A 20,178-nucleotide genomic window follows, 5' to 3' on the forward strand; every position below is an offset into this window, starting at 1 on the left:
TGCGAACAGTTGAATGGTGCTTGGCGGCAGGGCGGAAAGCGCTGGCAAGATGACGTCTGCGGGCCGGATGTACTCAAATGGCGGTTTGCACGTCACTGACGCCTTTGCCGGTCACACGATCTGTCCGATGCGCGAAAGTAACCGCGAGCCACCACCTCTGAAATCCGTCCCGTGTGGAGCGCCACATCAGCCGGCCTTGGCGATGGCCCGTGTCGAAAGCGCAATGCTGTCCCTGATGGCCGCCGTGACCTCGAGCAACTCGCGGTCGCTCATCTGTACGAACAGTGGCAGAACCACCGAACCGTTTTGCGCATCGACGCTATTTTTCACGCTTCCGGCCACTCGATGGGTTTCCGCGCCGTGGTAGGCGGGCTCGAGATGGCTATTCATGATCCCGCGCCGTGTCGACACACCACGGTCCAGCAGCAGCTGCATGAATTCCTGCTGGTCGCAGTGATCCGGAATGCCTACGCAAAAACTCTGCCAGTTGCTGCGCGCCCAATGCGGCTCGACAGGCAGACTGATGCCGACGGCATCACCGAGCTCCGTCGCGTAGTGCGCGGCAAGTTCGCGTCGGCGCGCGATGATTTCCGGCAGGCGCTTCAGCTGCTCGCGCCCTACCGCCGCCTGCATGTCGGTCATTCGGTAGTTGAAACCGACCTCGGGGTAGCTCTCGTAGATAACCTGCTTGGAGCCATGACGCACGGTGTCGTTGACGCTCATGCTGTGCTGGCGCCAGAGCCTGAACTTGCGATCGTAATCCGGATTGGAGGTTGTCAGCATGCCGCCGTCGCCAGTTGTTACCACCTTTCGCGGGTGGAAGGAGAAGCAGGCGATGTCGCCATGCGGTTTGCCGATCTTCTCCCACCGGCCTTTCCAAAGGATCTCGCTGCCGGTGGCACAGGCCGCGTCCTCGATAACAGGTATGCCACGGCGGTCCGCGATCTCGACGATGCGGCTCATATCGCACGGCATGCCGACCTGGTGCACGCAGATGATGGCTTTCGTACGCGGTGTTATCGCCGCCTCGATCAGATCCGGATCGATGTTGAAGCCATGCTCTTCGATATCGACGAAAACCGGCGTCGCATTGCAGTAGCGGATGGCATTTGCCGTTGCGATAAAGGAGTGGCTGACGGTGATGACCTCGTCGCCGGCCGTGACTCCCACGGCAAGCAGGGCAAGATGAAGCGCCGTCGTGCAGTTGGAGACGGCGCAGGCGTGTGCGGCGCCAACGAAATCGGCGAACTCCCGTTCGAAAGCCGCGACCTCCGGACCCTGAGTGACCCATCCCGAGAGGATGACGCGCCGAACGGCCTCGACTTCCCGTTCGTCGAGAACGGGCTTGGCAACGGGTATCTGGCTCATGCCGCTTCTCCGGCGCTCACGATCTTCTTTTCCTGCTGCCACCATTCGACGAGGTCGCGAAGACCTTCTTCCATCGTGATTTCGGACTTGAAGCCAAGCATGCTTTCCGCCTTGACCGTTGATGCGAGACGCCGCGGAACGGCGTTGACCTTGCGGGCCGGGCCGAACTGCGGCTCCATCGAGGCCCCCATGACGTGGGTCAGCAGTGCAGCCAGTTCGCGCAGGCTGGTTTCCTCGCCACTCGCAACGTTGAACACTTCGTCCGTCACGTCTGCCTTCGCAGCCAGGAGGTTTGCGCGGGCGATGTCGCGAACATGGACGAAATCCATCGTCGCAGTGCCGTCGCCGAGGATGATCGGCGGCAATCCGCCGGCGATCCGTTCCATCCAGCGGATGAGAACTTCGGTATAGGCGCCATGGACATCCATGCGCGGCCCGTAAACGTTGAAATAGCGCAGCGCCACGTAGCGCAAGCCGTACATTTCGGCGAAGCTGCGAAGCAGCCCCTCGTTGAAGGCCTTGGCGGCCCCATAGATTGTGCGATTGTTGTAGGGGTGATGGTCTTCCGTCGTCGGAAAGGTCTCGGCAAGACCGAGCACGGATGCCGAAGAGGCGGCGACCACTTTTGACACACCCGCTTCCACGGCTGCTTCGAGGACATCGAAGGTACCGCCAGCCAGAACGTCGAAGGCAAGGCGCGGTTCTTCGGCGCATTGCGTGATGCGTATGGCTGCCTGGTGAAAGACGGTGTCGATACCTGCGAAGGTCTCCTTCAGGAGCTTGCGGTCCCGAATATCCCCCTCGATGATCGTCACTGGTGCCGTCGCGATCGCATCCGCCAGATTTTCCCGCCTGCCACGCACGAAATTGTCGATGATGACGATCTCGTGCGGGCTTTCCTTTGCCACGAGGTCAGCGATGTGTGAACCGATCAGGCCAGCACCGCCGGTGATGAGAATTCGCTTGTCTTTCATGGCTGTTCCAAACTCTTTACAGTTGATGGATCGCAATCTTCGCGCCAGCGGATAAATTTGGCCGGCACGCCGGCGACGACCGAGAATGGCTCGACATCGGAGACGACGACCGCGCCTGCCCCGACGATCGCGCCCTTGCCGATCGTGACGCCCGGCAGGATGGTGGCGTTCGTTCCGATGTCAGCCCAGGCGCCGATGCGCACCGGCTTGATCTCAAGATTGGTCTTGATGACGGGGACATCGACCGGCAGAGCGGTGTGGCTCGAGCCGAGAACCTTGGCCCCCGGCCCCCAGCCGACGCATTCCTCGATTATGAGGTTGCGGGCATCGAAGTAAGCCTGCGGCCCGATCCAGCTATTGTCTCCGATCTTGCACGTGCCGTCGAAGCGGCCCTGGATATAGGCCTGGGCGCCGATGAACACGCCGTTGCCGATCTCGAAGGTTTCGGCATGCTTGAAGCCGACGCCGCTGCCTACCTGAAGCCCGGAGCCGCAGGAGCGCGCCAGCGCGCGCCATATCACTCGGCGCATGAAGGCATCGACGAACCCGTCGCCAGTGGCAAATCGAGCGTGCAGTTCGACCAGTCCGGCAAGTCCATAGGACTGTCGGAGCTCCTTGGCGAGTTCGGTCTGGTAGTCCGGATCGGCGATATTCTCCTTCAATCCGTGGACGGACTGGACGAGCCGGATCGGGGATGCGGCATCAGCTGACATAGGCGTCGTGCTCCACCGCGGTTGCCACTTCTTCCACCTGCCGCATTGTCAGTTCAGGGTAGATGGGCAGCGAAAGGACCTCGCGCGCTGCCGCCTCCGATACCGGGAAATCGCCGACGCCGTAGCCTAGATCGGCATGCGCTTCCTGCAGATGCACCGGAACCGGATAGTGCAGCCCGGTGTGGATGCCTTCGTCGCGCAGCGTCTGCTGCAGCTGATCTCGGTCCGGGCTGCGCACCGCGTAAACGTGGTACACATGGCGGCGGCCATCGGCCTCGGTCGGCGCGCGTACGCTTCGCGAGCCGGCCAGAAGCGCATCGTAACGCGCGGCCCGCACGCGTCTTGCCTCCGTCCATTCCTCCAGATGCCTGAGCTTGATACGAAGGATCGCCCCCTGGATCTCGTCCATGCGGTAATTGTAGCCCTTCATGACGTGATGGTAGCGCTTCTCCTGGCCCCAATCGCGCAACATCCGCATGGTCTTGGCCTGCTCGTCGTCATTCGTGACGATGATGCCGCCTTCTCCGCAGGCGCCGAGGTTCTTGCCCGGATAGAAGCTGAAGGATCCGGACAGGCCGATGCTGCCGGCCCGCAGCCCCTTGTATTCCGCGCCATGCGCCTGGCAGGCGTCTTCGATGACCGGCAGCCCGTATCTGTCGGCGATTGCCTGGATGGCATCCATATCCGCCATCTGACCATAGAGATGAACGGGCACGATCGCCTTCGTTCTGCGTGTGATGGCCGCTTCGAGCTTTGACGGATCCATGGTGAGGGTTACCGGCTCGACATCGACGAAGACCGGCCGCGCTCCCGTGTAACAAATGGCCGCCGTGGTCGCTACGAATGTCAGCGAAACGGTGACCACCTCGTCATCCGGGCCGACGCCCGCGGCAAGCAGCGACAGGTGGAGCGCGCTGGTGCCGGTGTTGACGGCGATGGCGTGCTTCGTGTTGCAGTAGCGAGCGAATTCTTCCTCGAAGCGGGCGACTTCCTCGCCAAGCACATAGTGGCCAGAGGCCAGAACGCGCAGCACCGCCGCATCGACGTCATCTTTGATCGACGCATACTGAGCCTTGAGATCGAGGAGCGGTATCATGCACTCAGCCTTGCCTGTTCGAGTTCGATGACGCGGCCGCGCTGGGCCAGGGATTGGGTGGCAGCTTCCAGAATGCGCGTGACGCGCAGACCGGCATGGCCGTCGGCAAGCGGTTGTGTGTTGGTGGCCACGCAGTCGACGAACTGCTTGAGCTCTCGTCCAAGTGCTTCGGTCATGTCGAGCTGCGGGGCGTACATGTCGCCGGTGCGATAGCCGACGCGCATCTGGTAGACCTGATCGCCGTTCTGCTCGGCGCCGCCGTTCAGCGTGATGCCCTTGTCGTAGACCTTGATCTTTTCGCTGGGCTCGAGATCGTCATAGACGATCATCTTGTTGCTGCCGCCGATCAGCGTCCGGCGCACCTTCACCGGCGCTAGCCAATTGACGTGTATATGCGCGATCAGCTTGCTCTGGAAGAACAGCGTCAGATAGGCGATGTTCTCAGGCTCGCCCGCCACATGGCCCATGCCCGTCGCCGAAACCGCGACCGGCTTTTCCGGCAGTACGTAGTCCATGATCGCCAGGTCGTGGACGGCGAGATCCCATACGACGCTGACGTCGTGCTGGAAGAGGCCGAGATTCACGCGAACCGAGTCATAATAATAGACGTCGCCGAGACCGGTCTCGATGATCTCGCGCATCTTGCGGACCGCGCCGGTGTGAATGAACGTGTGGTCGACGGCGAGAATGAGCCCACGGCGTGTGGCTTCCTCGACCATGCGCCGCGCCTCTTCGGAGGTCGAGGCCATCGGCTTTTCGACAAAAACGTGCTTGCCGGCCATCATCGCCTGCATGGCAAGTTTGTAGTGGGCGAAGACAGGCGTGGCGATCGCGATGGCGTGCACCCGGGGATCCCGAAGCACCTCATCGAAATCGTCGGTGATCTGCACCGTGGGATAGCGCATCTGCACGGCGCCCAGCCGCTCTTTCTTCAGGTCGCAGACCCAGATCAGCTGCGCGCCAGGGGTTTCGGCGAAATTTCGGACCAGATTGGGTCCCCAGTAACCATAACCGACGACGGCGATACCGATCATCGTGCCCTCCCAGATGATAGAATTTCGACAGGCGCATCCTTTGCGCGGCCTATGACCCGCGCCGGCACGCCGGCAACGATCGCGTAAGCGGGAACATTCTTGGTGACGACCGCACCGGCACCGACCTGCGCACCTTCGCCGATCGTCACACCTGCCACGATTGTGGCGTTGCTTCCGATCGATGCACCGCGCTTGACCAGCGTTGGGACAACGGACCAGTCGGCGTCCGACTGCAGAGAACCGTTCAGATTGATGGCCCGCGGCTGCAGATCGTTGGTGAACATCACCCCATGACCGATAAAGACGCCGTCTTCGATCGTCACGCCCTCGCAGATGAACGAATGGCTGGAAATCTTGCAGCTTTCACCGATCTGGGCACCCTTCTGGATCTCAACGAAGGTCCCGACCCGTGACCCGGCGCCGATGACGCAGCCATAAAGATTGACGAGATCTGGGTGATGGATAACGACGCCTTCCCCCAGTTTCACGCTTGCAGCAATCATGCTTGAACCCCGCATACTTCACACAACTAATCGAGATCACAGAAACTCTGCTGGTATTGTCGAGGTCAAAAGAATAGCTTTTTCACTCCTCAGTAAAGAATGACAAATGTTGTACATTTTGCATCTAAAGGCGTACCTCCCGGCACATTCCTTATTGCGAGATGAAGTAAAGCTCTGTTTATCGAAATATATGACCAGTGTTGTTTGGTGGCCCACGACGCCATGAAGAGGCTTGAGAATAAGGTGGGATCAAAAGGCGTAAACCGATGGCGCGCTGTAGCTTAAGCGTTAGCGTGACATACCCGTTTAGCTTAGTACCGCCGGCTTGCCGGGCTTCGGTTGTTGGAAGACACTACAGGCAGACAGCTTTAGGCGTTTAAGTATCGGGGCAACCCTAGTGGGCATCTGTGAAGCGAACAAACTGGGCTTGGAAAGCGCAAGACGTGCGGATCATACCTCTGGCATCAGCCGAAGGCTATGCCCGCTCGTGCTGGCCGCCGACTCCGCCTATGCGATGCCGCTTGCGACAACGATAAGGTCCGTCGCGGAAGCAAATGCCAGTGCTTGGCCCCTGGAAATCCATGTCATTCACGATGGCATTGACAGCGCGACGCAGCAGAGGATCTTCGACTCCTCACCCCGCGGTTCTGTCACGATCGACTGGCACGCAATTGATGTTTCACTGTTCGCCAGCGACTACGTTCCGTTGCCCTACATCTCGAGAATGACGTTCTCGCGCTTGGTCTTGCCAAGTGTTTTGACCGAGAGGGTTGGAAAAGTACTCTATCTCGACAGCGATATTCTTGTTCTTGGCGATCTTTCGCCTCTGTGCGATATCGATTTGAGCGATGCCGTCATCGGCGCCGTTCTCGATCCCCTTGATGCGGAAGTCAAACGAAACAAGCGTGGTCTTGAGAAGGTTCCGCGCGTCGGCCACTATTTCAATGCGGGCGTGCTGCTCGTCGATCTCGGCAACTGGCGTAACGCGCAGGTGACGGAAAAGACGCTCAACTATCTCGATCGGTTTCCGAAGTCGCCGTTTTCGGATCAGGATGCCCTAAACGTTGCGTGCGACGGTCTCTGGAAACAGCTCGACAGCAAATGGAATTTTCAATGCGAGCCGCATGAAAGCATTGTGTCCGCGGTCGACGCGGGGCGACCGGCAATCGCCCATTTCGTTACGAAGTCGAAGCCTTGGAAGCCTTCCAGCATGAGCGTGAATGCGGCCCGCTATGACGCAGTGCGCGCAAGGACGAGGTTCGCACGCAGCATGCCGGAAATCGCACGAGAAGAAATCGCGACCTTGGCACACAAGCTTCTGAAGAGATCGTCCCTTGTTCGATCGGCGTGGTCTTTGGCTAAGAGCTTTCGAAACGCAAGGCCGGCCATGATCGCACAGAGCCGCACGGAGGATAAATAGCCGTGTTCGTTGATAATGATCAGTGCCGAAATGTCGACTTCGAACCAAAGCAGCATGAGAGCTTCGGCTCCATCGCCGTTGATCGAACCGTATCGGTCATCATCCCGACGTTCAACCGCGGCCAATTGGTCATGGCTGCCGTCGAGAGCGTTCTCAGTCAGGGCATAAGCGGCGTGGAAGTCATCGTTGTCGATGATGGCTCGACCGACGGCACCCGGGAACTCTTCCAGGAACACCGCCCCGGCGTGCGTTATGTCTACCAGCAAAACGGTGGCGTTAGTGCGGCGCGAAATCGCGGCGTCGTCGAGAGTTCGGCGAAGCTGATCGCATTTCTCGACAGCGACGATCTGTGGGCGCCTGGAAAGCTGCGCGCGCAACTGGACCGCGTGACATCGGACGGTGTCCTCAGTTTCCAGGGTGTCGGCTGGTTTGTCGATGCTGATGGGGACACTTCTTTGCTGAAGCAGGTGTCGCAGGTGATCTGGCCGCGAATTGATGCGGACGGCTTTGTCGTCGACGCCGTGCTTGATGTCGCCGAAGGGCGTTATTTCCATCTGGGCACGATGCTCTGCACGCGGGCTGCCTTTCTGGAGGTCGGCTTCTTCGATCCGGCATTGTCCATGGGCGAGGACGAAGATTGGTTCAGCAGGGCTTCGCTTACCAAGCGTTTTCACTACGATTCCTCCCCCCTGCTTCAGCGACGGTTCCACAGCGATCAGACACCGAACGACAGCGAAAAGTCCTTGCGAAGCCTGAAGACGGTGTTCGAGCGAATTGTCGATCGGACGGCCGAAGGGCACAAGCGGGCCAGTCGCGTAGCCGTAAAGAGGCTTGCGGCAAAATGCTCTCATCTGGCGAACTATCTGAATGCCGGGCATCGATACGACGAGGCAAGCAGGGAGATGGTGAAGGCCTACTCTCTGACCCCATTCAACATGCTACGCCTGATGAAACTGCTCTTTTTTGCGGGCAAGTCATACCTGCCTCGCCGACAGGATCCGTGAGTGCGGAAAAGCGGGATTTCAAATGCAGCGCCTAGCGCTGATCTCGAAAGAATGCGGTCGAGCGGCACACGCCTTGGCGTCGAATTCCAGTGCCGCGCAGCCAAGTACGTGCTTGCGACGTTATAGGTGTCCGGAGGAGTTTCATGTCAGCCACTGTCTCAGTCATACTTCCGACCTACAATCGAAGCCACAGTCTTGCAGCCGCGATGAATAGCGTATTGATGCAGTCCTATTCGGATCTTGAACTGATCGTTGTCGATGACGCGTCTTCGGAGGATATCGAAGCCGTCGTGAGCAGCATCGGCGATCATCGGGTGCGCTATGTTCGTCGTCCCCGGAACGGCGGCGCCGGGGCTGCTCGAAACACCGGTCTTGCTCACGCCAAGGGCGACTACATTGCGTTTCAGGACAGCGACGACATCTGGCTTCCGCAAAAGCTCGCAAAGCAGGTGGAGCTTCTTTCAAGTCTTCCGGCGCATGTCGGTGTCGTGACCGGCGCAAAGATTATCTACGGGAGAGATTCCCATTTCAATTTCGGGGCTGCGAAGGTCGCATACGCGCCGCCCCCCGAGAGCCGGCTTCGAAGCGACGAAAACCAGGTGGTGAGACTTCTGACAGAAAACAGACTGAGTGTTCAGAACGCCCTGTTTCGCCGGGGGTGCTTTTCCGGCACCGATTGGTTCGATCTCTGTGCGCGAGCGAACGAAGATTGGGAGTTCGCGATAAGGCTGGCTCAACAAACGACAATTCACGAGGATATCGAGCCGGTGGTGCTTGGCTTTATTTCTTCGGATAGCATCTCCAGAAACGCACGCCGGGAGGCGATAGGGCAACTGCGTATCCTTCGCAAGAATAGGCTGACGCTCAAGAGCCTGAGATATCAAAGAGCGCTCCTGCTTTTGGGACTGAGCAGACACCTGTTCAAACTTGGCAAAAGACGATCGGCAAACCGCTTCCTGATAGCGAGTGTTCTGGATCATCCGTTCAGCGCAGGACTGGTGATTTCCTCCGGCATGAAGAAGGTTCATCGAATGTTGCGTCCCGGCGCAATCAAGCGGCTGCAGCCTGCCTAACGAATAGGTACGCACGTGTATATGCTTATACTGAAAGTATCATAAAGTATAATGTCCAAATTGAAGCAGTAGATTTGATTTTAAATTTGCATAATATTCGCGAATGAACGCTGCTTCTGCATGTGGGGATTTGGATGAGAACTTCGGTCGATGTCGTCATACCGTGCTACAATTATGCAAGATTTCTTACCGAGGCTGTTAAAAGCGTCGTATCGCAGGCCGGTGTCGATGTTCGCGTGCTGATCATAGACGACTGTTCCCCGGACAACACGCAGGAGGTTGGCGAGGAATTGGCCGCGCTGCATCCATGCGTCGAATTCCGTCGCCATGCCAGCAACAAGGGACATATTTCAACCTACAATGAGGGCATCGAGTGGGCGAGTTCCGACCTGTTTCTTCTCCTGTCGGCTGATGATGCCTTACTGCCCGGAGCTCTGCAGCGCGTCGCACGGATGATGGCGGATCGACCTGATTTGAGTTTTGTGTTCGGCAACGCGATGCTGCAGAATGATGAGGGAATTCGTGTCCTGAGCGAACCGCTTGGCAAAAGCCGAGGCGCTCGCGAAACGGTCCTGTCCTGCCGCGATTTTGTGGAAGTGCTGGGAGGAAGGAATATCGTCCCGACCCCAAGCGCTGTCGTCAGGACCAGCGCACAGAAACAGGCTGGCGGATATAATCATGACCTGCCGCACGCCGGCGACCTCGCGATGTGGCTGCTACTGGCGGCTGCGGGGCCCGTGGGTTTCGTCTACGAGCCGCAGGCGGTTTACAGAGTGCACGCACAGAACATGTCGAAAACTTACGCATCGGCGAGGTTGCCTGACGTCAAGCAACGACTGGCTGCCTTTGAGCTTTTCCTGCAGGAAGCAGGGCGGCATGGTCAGGACGTGCCGTTGCTCCGGCGAATGGCGATGAAAGACCTGGCGAAAGATTCGATGAAGCAGGCCTGCATGGCGTTCAACGAAGATGAACCGAACGTTTCGTTCGAGTTGAAGAGGCTGGCGCAGCAATTCGACCCAGGCGCTCGCTTCTCAATGCCGGGGCTTCGTCTTCTGTTGAGGACGGCACTCGGGCAGGGTCGATGGAGGCAGGTTCGATCGATCGCGTCGGCATGCAGGAGCGTCTATCCGCGTCAATGACGACGCGGATAGGAGTGAACCATCCGCCGGTATCACGATCCGGCGCGCTCCAGTCACGGCCACGTCGTCAAGGTCGGCGGCTTGCCCTGGTGAGCTTCATGGTTCCGCCCCCCGGTCCATCGCCCACTATATCAAGGCGCGGCCAACCCCGAGGCCTATATGCCCTCGGAGCGCAGCAACAAAGCGAGCTCCTAACGGATTGGGCAAGACAGGGCGTGTTGCAGCTCTGCCGCTGGTTGCCTGGACGCGATCTCACCTTGGCGACAGCAGTCCTGCCGTCCACACGTTGGCTGCGTCACCGCCAGCCAGGGCCAGCCGCATCACGCGACCGCATCTGGCGGCCAGTCTTCCAACCCTGCCAGATCGGCGACAGATAGGCGTCCGGCGCGGGAGCGCCTTTCTTTCAAATATAGCTCTCATAGGTTGTCCAATTACCAGGATTCGCGCAACCTTCGATGCCACATTTTATCTACCGCTATTTGAGTAGCTGTGAACCTATTCGGCTGAGTTTATCGCGGATGAAGTTGGTGTAGGATGGCTGACAGCAATCAAGAATAGATAGGTGTAACCCAAAAGACGGAGAGCAATATGTCACCGATGGACCCGGAAGAAACACCCTCTAACCGTGCACGCCGACACTTTCTCGGCTTTGCGGCAGCCACCGGCGCAAGAGTTGCCGGAATTGCCGTAGCGACGATGGCGATCGCCTCTTCGCCGGCAAAAGCGATGGGACGCAACTGGGGCGGCCGCGGCGGTCGCGGTGGCAGTGGCGGTGGCGGTGGCGGCGGAAGCGGCGGCGGCGTTGGCGGTGGTGGCGGCTCCGGTGGAGGGAGCTCAACTGGCGGCGGCAGCGGCGGAGCCAAGTGCCTGCTGCGTGGAACGCTGATTGCGACGCCGAATGGATGTGTTGCGATCGAAGACCTGCGCCTCGGCGATCTCGTCGAAACGATCTCCGGCGAAGCCAAGCCAATTCGCTGGATCGGCCGCCAGACATTTCGCAGGAACGTCGAAGCCTGGCATCCGTCCGTCATGCCGGTCCGCATCTCGAAGGATGCTCTGGATGACGGCATGCCGAGCCAGGATCTCTATATCTCGGCCGGCCACGCGCTTTATGTCGATGGCGCTCTCGTCCGGGCGAAGGATCTGGTCAACGGCAGCTCGATCGTAGCGGCCTTGCCTGACGGCAGGGAAACGATCGAATACTACAACGTCCTGCTCGACAGCCACGACGTGGTGATCGCCGATGGCACGCCGGTCGAGACATTCCAGCTTCGCGGCAGCGACTACGAGAACTTCGACAATTTCGTCGAATTTGAAAAGCTTTACCCGGTCGAGCGCCGGCCCACTATGGCGCCATACGCGCCCGTGGTCGGCGAAGAGAGCGGACGGCAGCATCTGAAGGCTCTGCTACTGCTCGGCGTCTCGCCGATCATTCCGATGCGTGATCCGTTCAAGGATGTCTCGCGGCGCATATCAAGCCGCGTCGGCGAACTGGTCGGCTGATAATTCGGGCTCTCCATCGCGGATTGGCGCGGACACGCGCCAATCCGTTTTCATTTGGCCACATATTCTCCACCGCCTCATATCAGCAGGGCCAGCGGCGTCTGGCCGCTTTTGCCGGTATTTTCATGTCCACCGCGATCGGCAAGACGCATCCAGCGGCGTCAGGCAGCGCTTATAGAGCTATGGCAACATCCCGTGCTTGGGTATAGTGCAGTGCGGCATCGACGGATGTCATACTGGCTGGACCAAGTGTGGAGTGCATGAGCATGGCGAAGAAGCGGCCCGAGGGAATTGAGAAATACGACGCACCGGCCGGCGGATGGGGCGCCTTGCGTGCTGTCGCAAAGACGCTCGCGCACCAGCAGGTCGTCGCCCAGGGGACGGCTACGCTTCTGAAAGCCAATAAGCCCGAAGGCTTCGACTGCCCAGGTTGTGCGTGGCCTGATCCCAAGCATACGTCATCCTTCGAGTTCTGCGAGAATGGCGCCAAGGCCATCACCTGGGAATCGACGGCAAAGCGTGTCGATCCCAGCTTCTTCGCGGCGCATACGGTGTCGGAATTATGGGAATGGACCGACCATGCTCTCGAGGACGAGGGCCGCCTGACGCATCCGATGATCTACAACGCCGAGACCGATCGCTATGAGGTGATCGAATGGGACGTTGCCTTCGCGCGGATCGGCGCCGAACTCAATCGGCTGGAGGATCCGCATCAGGCCGAGTTCTATACATCCGGACGCGCGTCCAACGAGGCCGCCTTTCTCTATCAGCTTCTGGTGCGTGCCTATGGCACCAACAATTTTCCCGACTGCTCGAACATGTGCCATGAGGCAACGAGCGTCGGCTTGCCGAAGTCTATCGGCGTCGGCAAGGGTACGGTCACGCTCGACGATTTCGACCACACGGATGCGATCTTCAGCTTCGGTCACAATCCGGGCACCAACCATCCGCGCATGATGGCGACGCTGCACGAGGCCTCGCGGCGCGGCGTGCCGATCATCGTCTTCAATCCGCTGAAGGAGCGCGCGCTCGAGAAATTCGCCTCGCCGCAGGACCCGGTCGAGATGGCGACGCTGTCATCGACGCGGATCGCCTCGGCCTATCATCAGGTCCGCACCGGCGGCGATCTCGCCGCGCTCAAGGGCCTGATGAAGAGTGTGTTCGCAATCGATGACGCCGATCTCGCAGCCGGCGGTCCTGGTGTTCTCGACCGCGCCTTCATCGCCGAGCACACGACCGGCCTCGAGGCGCTGCGCGAGGATATCGACAACACCGGTTGGGATAGCATTGTCACCGTATCCGGCCTGACCCGGGAAGCGCTCAAAAGCGCCGCCGAAGTCTATGTGAAGGCAAAGAGCGTCATCCTTTGCTACGGCATGGGCATCACCCAGCACAGCAATGGTACGGGCAATGTGCAACAGCTTGCCAATCTCTTGATGTTGCGCGGCAATATCGGGCGCCCGGGCGCCGGCATCTGCCCGCTGCGTGGTCATTCCAACGTCCAGGGCGACCGGACGGTCGGCATCACCGAGATCCCCAACAAGGCACTGATCGACGGGATGGAGCGAGCCTTCGGCTTCCGCCCAACCGACTTGAAGGGACACAACGCGATCGAATCCGTCGAAGCGATGATGGAGGGCGCGTCCAAGGCGCTGATCTGCCTCGGCGGCAATCTGGCGGTTGCCATGTCCGACACCGAGGTCACGTTCGAGGCTATGCGCAAGCTGGACCTCGCGGTGCACATCACCACCAAGCTCAACCGCTCGCATCTCTTGATCGCCAAGACCTCGATCGTTCTTCCATGTCTCGGCCGCACCGATCTCGACACCCAGGCGACGGGCCCGCAATCGGTAACCGTCGAGGACTCCATGTCGATGGTGCATGCCTCGCGCGGCTTCCTGAACCCGCCGGGGCCGATGCTGAAATCCGAGCCCGCCATCGTTGCCGGCATCGCCAAGGCGACGCTCGGAGATCGCTACGGCATCGATTGGGATGGCATGGTCGCCGATTACGACAGGATTCGCGACAAAATCGAAATCGTCTTTCCCGATTTCTTCGACTTCAACAAACGTGTGCGGGTGCGTGGTGGCTTCCGGCTGGACGTGCCGGCCTCCGATCGCCGCTGGAAGACGGAAAGCGGCAAGGCGAACTTCCTCATCGGCCGAGGCCTCCACGAGGACCCTCTGGTAAAGAATCCCGACGCGCTCCTCCTGACGACGCTGCGCAGCCACGACCAGTACAACACGACGATCTACGGCATGGATGATCGCTATCGCGGCGTTTTCGGCCGCCGCGACGTCATTTTCATGAACAAGGATGACCTGGCGAAACGGGGATTGTCGGACGGCGATATCATCGATGTCGAATCCCTGCCGGCGGCTGATGGCCGGTCGCGCAGCGCACGCGGCCTGACCGTGATCGAGTACAATATTCCAAGGGGATCGATCGCCGGCTATTACCCTGAGATGAATTCGCTGATCGCGCTCTCCGCCTACGACCGCATCTCGGGCACACCTGCCTACAAAGGCGTACCAGTGACGGTCACGGGCGCGACCGCGCGGTAGGCACGATTCATGTTCCGGGCCTCGCCTAAACGAGGCCCGTAACGAATTGATCAGGCTGCGCGCTTCAGCGCATCGCCGATGATCGAGACGATGGTGCCGATCTGATCCTTCTCGATGATCAGCGGCGGCGAAAGCGCGATGGTGTCGCCGGTCACGCGGATCAGCAGACCCTTCTTGAAGCAATCGACAAACACGTCATAGGCGCGGGCGCCGACAGCACCGTCACGCGACGAGAGCTCGATGGCGCCGACGAGACCGAGGTTGCGGATGTCGACCACATTCGACAGGCCCTTTAGCGAGTGAAGCGCCTCCTGCCAGGTTTCCGCAAGCCCGGCGCCGCGCGTCAGCAGGCCCTCTTCCTCGTAAATCTCGAGCGTAGCGATGCCGGCGGCGCTGGCAACCGGGTGGCCGGAGTAGGTGTAGCCGTGGAAGAGTTCGATGGCGTTCTCAGGGCCGGTCATCATAGCGTCATAGACTTTGCGGCTTGCGAACACCGCGCCCATGGGGATCGCGCCGTTCGTCAGGCCCTTCGCCGTCGTCACGAGATCGGGCACGACGCCGAAATAATCGGTCGCGAATGGTGTGCCGAGACGTCCGAAGCCGGTGATGACTTCATCGAAGATCAGCAGGATGCCGCATTTGTCGGCGATCGCGCGCAGACGCTCGAGATAACCCTTGGGCGGCAGCACCACGCCGGCGGAGCCGGACATCGGCTCGACGATCACAGCCGCGATGGTTTCGGCGCCATGCAGGCCGACCAGTCTTTCCAGATCTTCGGCAAGCTCGATGCCATGGGCCGGCAGGCCCTTGCTGAAGGCGTTGCGGTCGACGTCGAGCGTATGACGCATGTGATCGGCCGGGATCTGCGGGAAGACGCGTCGGTTGTTAACGAGACCGCCGACGGAGATGCCGCCGAAGCCGACGCCATGATAGCCCTTCTCGCGGCCAATGATGCGGGTGCGCGTGCCCTGTCCGATGGCGCGCTGGTAGGCGATGGCGATCTTCAGCGCGGTATCGACGGATTCGGAACCGGAGCCGGTGAAGAACACGCGGTCGAGCTGCGCGCCGGGGCCGCCGGGGGCAACCTTGGCCAGCCGCTCGGCGAAATCAAAAGCAATCGGATGGCCCATCTGGAAGGTCGGAGCGAAATCCATGGTGGTGAGCTGACGCTCGACCGCCTCGGCGATCCGCTTGCGGCCGTGGCCGGCGTTCACGCACCACAGGCCGGCGGTACCATCAAGCACCTTGTTGCCGTCGACATCGGTGTAGTACGTGCCTTGCGCCGAGGCCAGCAGGCGCGGCGCTGCCTTGAACTGGCGGTTGGCCGTGAACGGCATCCAGAAATTATCGAGCGACGGGCTGTTTGCTTTGCTGATCTGGTCCATGAAGTCTCTCCCGAATGGTGATGATAACTGATCGGCCAATTCGTATATTCGAACAAGCCCTTTTCTAGATGCTGTCAACCCATTGAAAATCATGGCACTCAAAGTCGAATGTTGTTACATTTCAAACACTCGAAACCTGGGAAACACCATGTCCGTCGATATCGGCCAGCGCCTGCGCCATTTGCGCATGCTTCACAATCTTTCGCAACGCGAACTGGCGAAGCGGGCGGGCGTTACCAACTCCACCATTTCGCTGATCGAATCCAATTCGTCCAACCCGTCCGTGGGCGCCCTGAAGCGGATTCTCGATGGAATCCCCATCGGGCTGGCCGAGTTCTTCGCCTTCGAACCGCAAAAGTCGCGCAAGGCGTTTTACGCCGCCGAGGAGCTGGTCGAGATCGGCAAGGGGCCGATTTCCTATCGGCAGATCGGCGAGAGCCTGTTCGGCCGGCAGCTGCAGATCCTCAAGGAGTGCTATCAGCCGGGCGCCGACACCGGAAAGGTCATGCTCGTGCATGAAGGCGAGGAAGGCGGAATCGTGCTTTCGGGCCGCATGGAAGTGACCGTCGAGGACGAGCGCCGCATCCTTGGCCCCGGCGATGCCTATTACTTCGAGAGCAGGCGGCCACATCGCTTTCGCTGCGTCGGACCTGTCCCCTGCGAGGTGATCAGTGCCTGCACGCCACCGACATTCTGAGACCGCGCCAAACGCATCGACAGCCGGTTGACTTGGCACCGCGAGGAGGACTAGCTGCGCGCGATCAAGCCGCGACTTGATTTGCTGATCCGACGGCGCGTGCGCCGGCAGACCAGCGGATCGATATCAAGAGGAATAGCCATGCCGGCCACACCCCGCCCCGCCCCGATTTCCGAAACGGAACGCCGCCAGCGGCTTTCGACGCTGCGCCGCCGAATGGGCGCCGCAGGCGTGAACGCCGTCCTGCTCGGCTCGACGGAGAGCCTGCGCTATTTCACCGGCCTTGTCTGGCACCAGAGCGAGCGGCTCGTCGGCGCGCTGATCACGCAGGACGACCTCTTCTACGTGGTGCCGGGCTTCGAACGCAGCCGCGTCGACAGCCTGCCGAAACTCGAAGGCGCCATCGTCACATGGGAGGAAGACGAAAACAGCGCGGAGACGGTGGCCGGTCTCCTGTCGGCGAAGGATCGCGTGGCGCTCGACGACGCCCTGCCGCTGTTCGTCTATCACGCGCTTGCCGAGGCGCTCGGCGCGGAACGCCTTGTCGACGGCGCGCGCCTGGTCCGCGACATCCGGCTGCGCAAATCCACGGCCGAGATCGGCATCATCCAATACGCGATGAACCTGACGCTTGAAGTCCACCGTCGCGCGCATGCCTATATCAAGCCCGGCGTCCTGGCATCCGATGTCGTGCGTTATATCGATGAACAGCACCGCGCGCTCGGTGCGGCGGGTGGGTCGAGTTTCTGCATCGTCTCCTTCGGGCAAGCGACATCGCTGCCGCATGGCGCCGACGGCGAGCAGACCTACGCGGCCGGCGATGTCATTCTCGTCGATACCGGATGCCGTATCGACGGTTATCATTCCGATCTGACGCGCACCTATGTTCTGGACGAGCCCGATGCGGACTTCGCGCGGGCCTGGGCCATCGAGCGCGAGGCGCAGCAGGCCGTCTTCGACGCGGCCAGGCTCGGCGCCGCCTGCTCCAGCCTCGATGACGCGGCGCGCGCGGTCATGGTTCGCCACGGGCTTGGACCGGACTACGCACTACCCGGCCTGCCGCACAGAGCCGGCCATGGTCTCGGCCTGGAAATCCACGAAGAGCCCTACATCGTTCGCGGCAACCGGACGGCGCTTGAACCCGGCATGTGCTTCTCGAACGAGCCGATGGTCGTTTTCCCCGGGCGCTACGGAATCCGTCTGGAAGACCATATCCATATGACCGAGACCGGTGCGACATGGTTCACGCAACCGGCCAAGGGCCCGACCGAACCGTTTGCGTGACCTGCTTGGCATCGCCTGCCTGAGCTGTCGGGCGCCCGGCAAGATGGAAACGAGAGGCCGCTGCCCAGGCATTGGCCTCCCGTCATTTTATGGCGACGGGCCCGACAGCCCCCCTGTTACAAGCGGCATTTGCTGATAAGTCTTCTTCCAGGGAATGGAGGATGACGTGATGAGCCGCAATATTGTTCTGGTGGACCCCTTGCCACGAACGCTCGATCTGATCATGAAGCCGGATATTCGCCGCCGGCTGGAGAATCTCGGCAAATTGGTAATTTCCGAAGATCGTCAAATGCCAGCGGAGCAGGTCGATGCATTGCTTCCCGAGACGGTCCTGATCTTCGGGCAGACAGACATGCCGCGCGAGAGATTGGACCGGGCGCCGAAGCTGAAGGCGATCATCAATGTCGAATCCAACTTCATGCCCAACATCGACTATCAGGCCTGCGTCGAACGCGGCATCTGGGTGATCACGCCGGCATCGGCATTCGCATCGCCAGTGGCCGAGGCAGCGCTCGGCATGGCGCTTGATCTTGCCCGCGGCATCACCCGGGCCGATCGCGATTTCCGGGCCGGCACCGAACACTATGGACTGGCCGGCAACGACGGCGTGTTCCGCTTCGCCGGCGCGCCGGTCGGGATCGTCGGGTTCGGCGACCTCGGCAGGCAACTGCGCGATCTCATTCGTCCGTTCAAGAACACGGTGCGGGTATTCGACCCGTGGCTGCCCAACGAGATCATCGAGCGGCTGGACTGCATTCCTTGCGGTCTGGACGAGACCTTGAGCGAGAGCCAGGTCGTGTTCGTCTTCGCCAGCGTGACCAGCGAGAACGAGGGTTTCATCGGCCGTCGCGAGTTCCGGTTGATGAAGCCGGGCGCGGCCTTTCTCTTGATGAGCCGCGCGGCGGTGGTCGACTTTCCCGCGATGCTGGAGACGGTGAAATCCGGCCATATCATCGCCGCGACCGACGTCTTTCCAGAAGAGCCTGTCGCCGGCGACGATCCTGTGCGTGGATTGCCGGGCCTGCTGCTATCGGCGCATCGCACCGGCGGCACGCGCGACGCCTTCTATGAACTCGGAACGATGGCCGTGGCCGATGCCGAACTGATCATGAAAGGCCTGCCGCCGCAGCTTTGCCGGCGCGCCGACCCGGCAACGGCAAGCCGTTTGCGCTCGAAGCCGGTGGCGGTTTCCTGAGACGCGGTCGCGATAAGGCTGAAAAGAAAAAAGCCTGCCGCGGGAGGAGGTGCGGCAGGCTTCTTAAAATAGATGAACAGCAGCTGGGAGGAGGAGTGCCACTGTTCGCGCAAGCGCCTCTCGGAGGAGGAGTGAGGCTCTTGCAAACTCGAAGCGCTGCGGGAGGAGGATGCATCGCTTCGATGGAGAATTCTATACACACGCCCGCGCCTAAACGGTAGGCAGGTTTGCGCAGGGCAGCCATGCGTCATGCGCTTGGCGCGCGGCTGCGAGCCCAATCGGCGAGGCCGTTGCGCTCCAAGGAACGGCCGAGATCTAAGCATGCAGCGCCGCGGTCAGCCAGGCCATCGCTCTGTCGATCGCCAATGTTCTCCGCGACTTGGTCGGCAACACGACGTTATAGCGAGCGCCGGACGGCAGCCTCGTCTCGTCGAAGGGAACCAGCGTTCCATCGTCGAGGAACGTCTGCACCAGAAGTCCCCAGCCAAGCGCCAGTCCCTGCCCCCCTCGGGCCGCGAAAATGGTTTCTGTGTAGTGATTGAACCGCAGGGACGGCCTTATCTCGAAGCGGAGGTCCGAATTTGAAAGCCAATGGCTCCACGAAAGCCATGACCGGTCCTCGACATCCGTTTCGATCAGCTCGTCGGTGGCAGCCAGCGGCCCCGGGCCGCGTCGCTTCAGATATTCGGGCGAGCATACGAGCATGAGTTCATCATCGCGCGACGCGATCGCCACGCCGTCGCTGAACGGAGGGACGCCGTAGCGAATGGCGATGTCGATATCCCCGTCATCCAGGTTGATCCGGTTGTCCTGGGAGACGACACGGATCTGAATTCCCGGATTTTGCGATCGGAAGTCGGCCAGACGCGGCAGCAGCCAGAACGACGAGAACGCGACCGTGGCGCCAATGGTCACCACGTCCTTCGCCGATTGCTTGATGGCATCGATCGTCTCCACGATGTTCACGAAGCTCTGCGCCAGCGACGCGCCCAAGGCCTCGCAGGCGGCCGTGGGCTCGATCGCGCGATGCTTGCGAATGAACATCGGCACGCCGAGCTCATCCTCGAGCAAGGCAATCTGCCTGCTGACGGCCGCCTGGGTTACCCCAAGCTCGCCGGCCGCGGCCGTGAAGCTTTTGCGGCGCAGCACCGCCTCGAGCATGATGAGCGCCGTCAAGGACGGCAGACGCCTGCGAAACTGCATATCCGACCTCTGCATTACATTTT

At 60.6% G+C, this 20,178-nt stretch carries 17 protein-coding genes; 9 read left to right on the forward strand and 8 right to left on the reverse strand.

What is annotated here, in order from left to right; genetic code table 11:
- Positions 1-186 precede the first annotated feature (186 nt).
- The 6 genes from GGQ67_RS01990 to GGQ67_RS02015 are packed head-to-tail and all read right to left on the reverse strand — an operon-like array spanning position 187 to position 5,688.
- The gene (locus GGQ67_RS01990; RefSeq protein ID WP_183898497.1) at positions 187-1,368 is read right to left on the reverse strand and encodes a DegT/DnrJ/EryC1/StrS family aminotransferase; all 1,182 of its coding nucleotides are present in this window, start codon (positions 1,366-1,368) and stop codon (positions 187-189) included.
- The gene (locus GGQ67_RS01995) at positions 1,365-2,342 is read right to left on the reverse strand and encodes an NAD-dependent epimerase/dehydratase family protein (protein ID WP_183898498.1); all 978 of its coding nucleotides are present in this window, start codon (positions 2,340-2,342) and stop codon (positions 1,365-1,367) included. The genes GGQ67_RS01990 and GGQ67_RS01995 overlap by 4 nt, the downstream gene beginning before the upstream one ends.
- Positions 2,339-3,055, reverse strand: a complete 717-nt coding sequence (locus GGQ67_RS02000) for an acyltransferase (RefSeq protein ID WP_183898499.1) — start codon at positions 3,053-3,055, stop codon at positions 2,339-2,341. The genes GGQ67_RS01995 and GGQ67_RS02000 overlap by 4 nt, the downstream gene beginning before the upstream one ends.
- On the reverse strand, positions 3,045-4,151 hold the full coding sequence (locus tag GGQ67_RS02005; RefSeq protein WP_183898500.1) for a DegT/DnrJ/EryC1/StrS family aminotransferase: 1,107 nt from the start codon (positions 4,149-4,151) through the stop codon (positions 3,045-3,047). The genes GGQ67_RS02000 and GGQ67_RS02005 overlap by 11 nt, the downstream gene beginning before the upstream one ends.
- A complete protein-coding gene (locus GGQ67_RS02010; protein ID WP_183898501.1) occupies positions 4,148-5,185 on the reverse strand; it encodes a Gfo/Idh/MocA family protein in 1,038 nt (345 codons plus the stop codon). The genes GGQ67_RS02005 and GGQ67_RS02010 overlap by 4 nt, the downstream gene beginning before the upstream one ends.
- The gene (locus GGQ67_RS02015; protein WP_183898502.1) at positions 5,182-5,688 is read right to left on the reverse strand and encodes an acyltransferase; all 507 of its coding nucleotides are present in this window, start codon (positions 5,686-5,688) and stop codon (positions 5,182-5,184) included. The genes GGQ67_RS02010 and GGQ67_RS02015 overlap by 4 nt, the downstream gene beginning before the upstream one ends.
- 487 nt (positions 5,689-6,175) lie before the next feature.
- On the opposite strand from GGQ67_RS02015, the gene GGQ67_RS02020 reads away from it, so the two are divergent.
- From GGQ67_RS02020 to GGQ67_RS02045, 6 genes are all read left to right on the forward strand, one after another.
- Positions 6,176-7,108, forward strand: a complete 933-nt coding sequence (locus GGQ67_RS02020; protein ID WP_343056446.1) for a glycosyltransferase family 8 protein — start codon at positions 6,176-6,178, stop codon at positions 7,106-7,108.
- 2 nt (positions 7,109-7,110) lie between these two features.
- Complete coding sequence (locus tag GGQ67_RS02025) at positions 7,111-8,112, forward strand: glycosyltransferase (RefSeq protein ID WP_183898503.1); 1,002 nt, start codon at positions 7,111-7,113, stop codon at positions 8,110-8,112.
- Between the two features lie 143 nt (positions 8,113-8,255).
- Positions 8,256-9,185 carry a glycosyltransferase family 2 protein gene (locus tag GGQ67_RS02030; RefSeq protein ID WP_183898504.1) on the forward strand — a complete coding sequence of 310 codons (930 nt, stop codon included), beginning with the start codon at positions 8,256-8,258 and terminating at the stop codon, positions 9,183-9,185.
- Between the two features lie 134 nt (positions 9,186-9,319).
- Positions 9,320-10,324, forward strand: coding sequence for a glycosyltransferase family 2 protein (locus GGQ67_RS02035; RefSeq protein ID WP_183898505.1), 1,005 nt, complete (start codon positions 9,320-9,322; stop codon positions 10,322-10,324).
- Between the two features lie 588 nt (positions 10,325-10,912).
- Positions 10,913-11,827 (forward strand): Hint domain-containing protein, encoded by a 915-nt coding sequence (locus GGQ67_RS02040; RefSeq protein ID WP_183898506.1) that lies wholly within the window; start codon positions 10,913-10,915, stop codon positions 11,825-11,827.
- A gap of 266 nt (positions 11,828-12,093) precedes the next feature.
- Entirely contained in the window at positions 12,094-14,391 is a 2,298-nt protein-coding gene (locus tag GGQ67_RS02045; protein ID WP_183898507.1) for an FdhF/YdeP family oxidoreductase, read from the forward strand.
- Between the two features lie 50 nt (positions 14,392-14,441).
- Here GGQ67_RS02045 and aptA read toward each other — a convergent pair whose 3' ends face one another.
- Complete coding sequence (gene aptA, locus GGQ67_RS02050; RefSeq protein ID WP_183898508.1) at positions 14,442-15,776, reverse strand: omega-aminotransferase AptA; 1,335 nt, start codon at positions 15,774-15,776, stop codon at positions 14,442-14,444.
- 148 nt (positions 15,777-15,924) lie between these two features.
- Between aptA and GGQ67_RS02055 the strand changes: the two genes are divergently transcribed.
- The 3 genes from GGQ67_RS02055 (at position 15,925) to GGQ67_RS02065 (ending at position 18,952) form a co-directional block, all read left to right on the forward strand.
- Positions 15,925-16,473 carry a cupin domain-containing protein gene (locus tag GGQ67_RS02055; RefSeq protein WP_047504707.1) on the forward strand — a complete coding sequence of 183 codons (549 nt, stop codon included), beginning with the start codon at positions 15,925-15,927 and terminating at the stop codon, positions 16,471-16,473.
- Positions 16,474-16,614: 141 nt separating this feature from the next.
- Positions 16,615-17,757 (forward strand): M24 family metallopeptidase, encoded by a 1,143-nt coding sequence (locus GGQ67_RS02060; protein ID WP_183898509.1) that lies wholly within the window; start codon positions 16,615-16,617, stop codon positions 17,755-17,757.
- A 169-nt stretch (positions 17,758-17,926) separates the two neighbouring features.
- A complete protein-coding gene (locus GGQ67_RS02065; RefSeq protein WP_183898510.1) occupies positions 17,927-18,952 on the forward strand; it encodes a hydroxyacid dehydrogenase in 1,026 nt (341 codons plus the stop codon).
- Between the two features lie 315 nt (positions 18,953-19,267).
- On the opposite strand, the gene GGQ67_RS02070 is transcribed toward GGQ67_RS02065, so the two are convergent.
- Positions 19,268-20,155 (reverse strand): LysR substrate-binding domain-containing protein, encoded by an 888-nt coding sequence (locus GGQ67_RS02070; RefSeq protein WP_183898511.1) that lies wholly within the window; start codon positions 20,153-20,155, stop codon positions 19,268-19,270.
- Between the last annotated feature and the right edge of the window lie 23 nt (positions 20,156-20,178).

This window comes from Rhizobium metallidurans, from assembly GCF_014196505.1.
Lineage (GTDB): Bacteria > Pseudomonadota > Alphaproteobacteria > Rhizobiales > Rhizobiaceae > Rhizobium > Rhizobium metallidurans.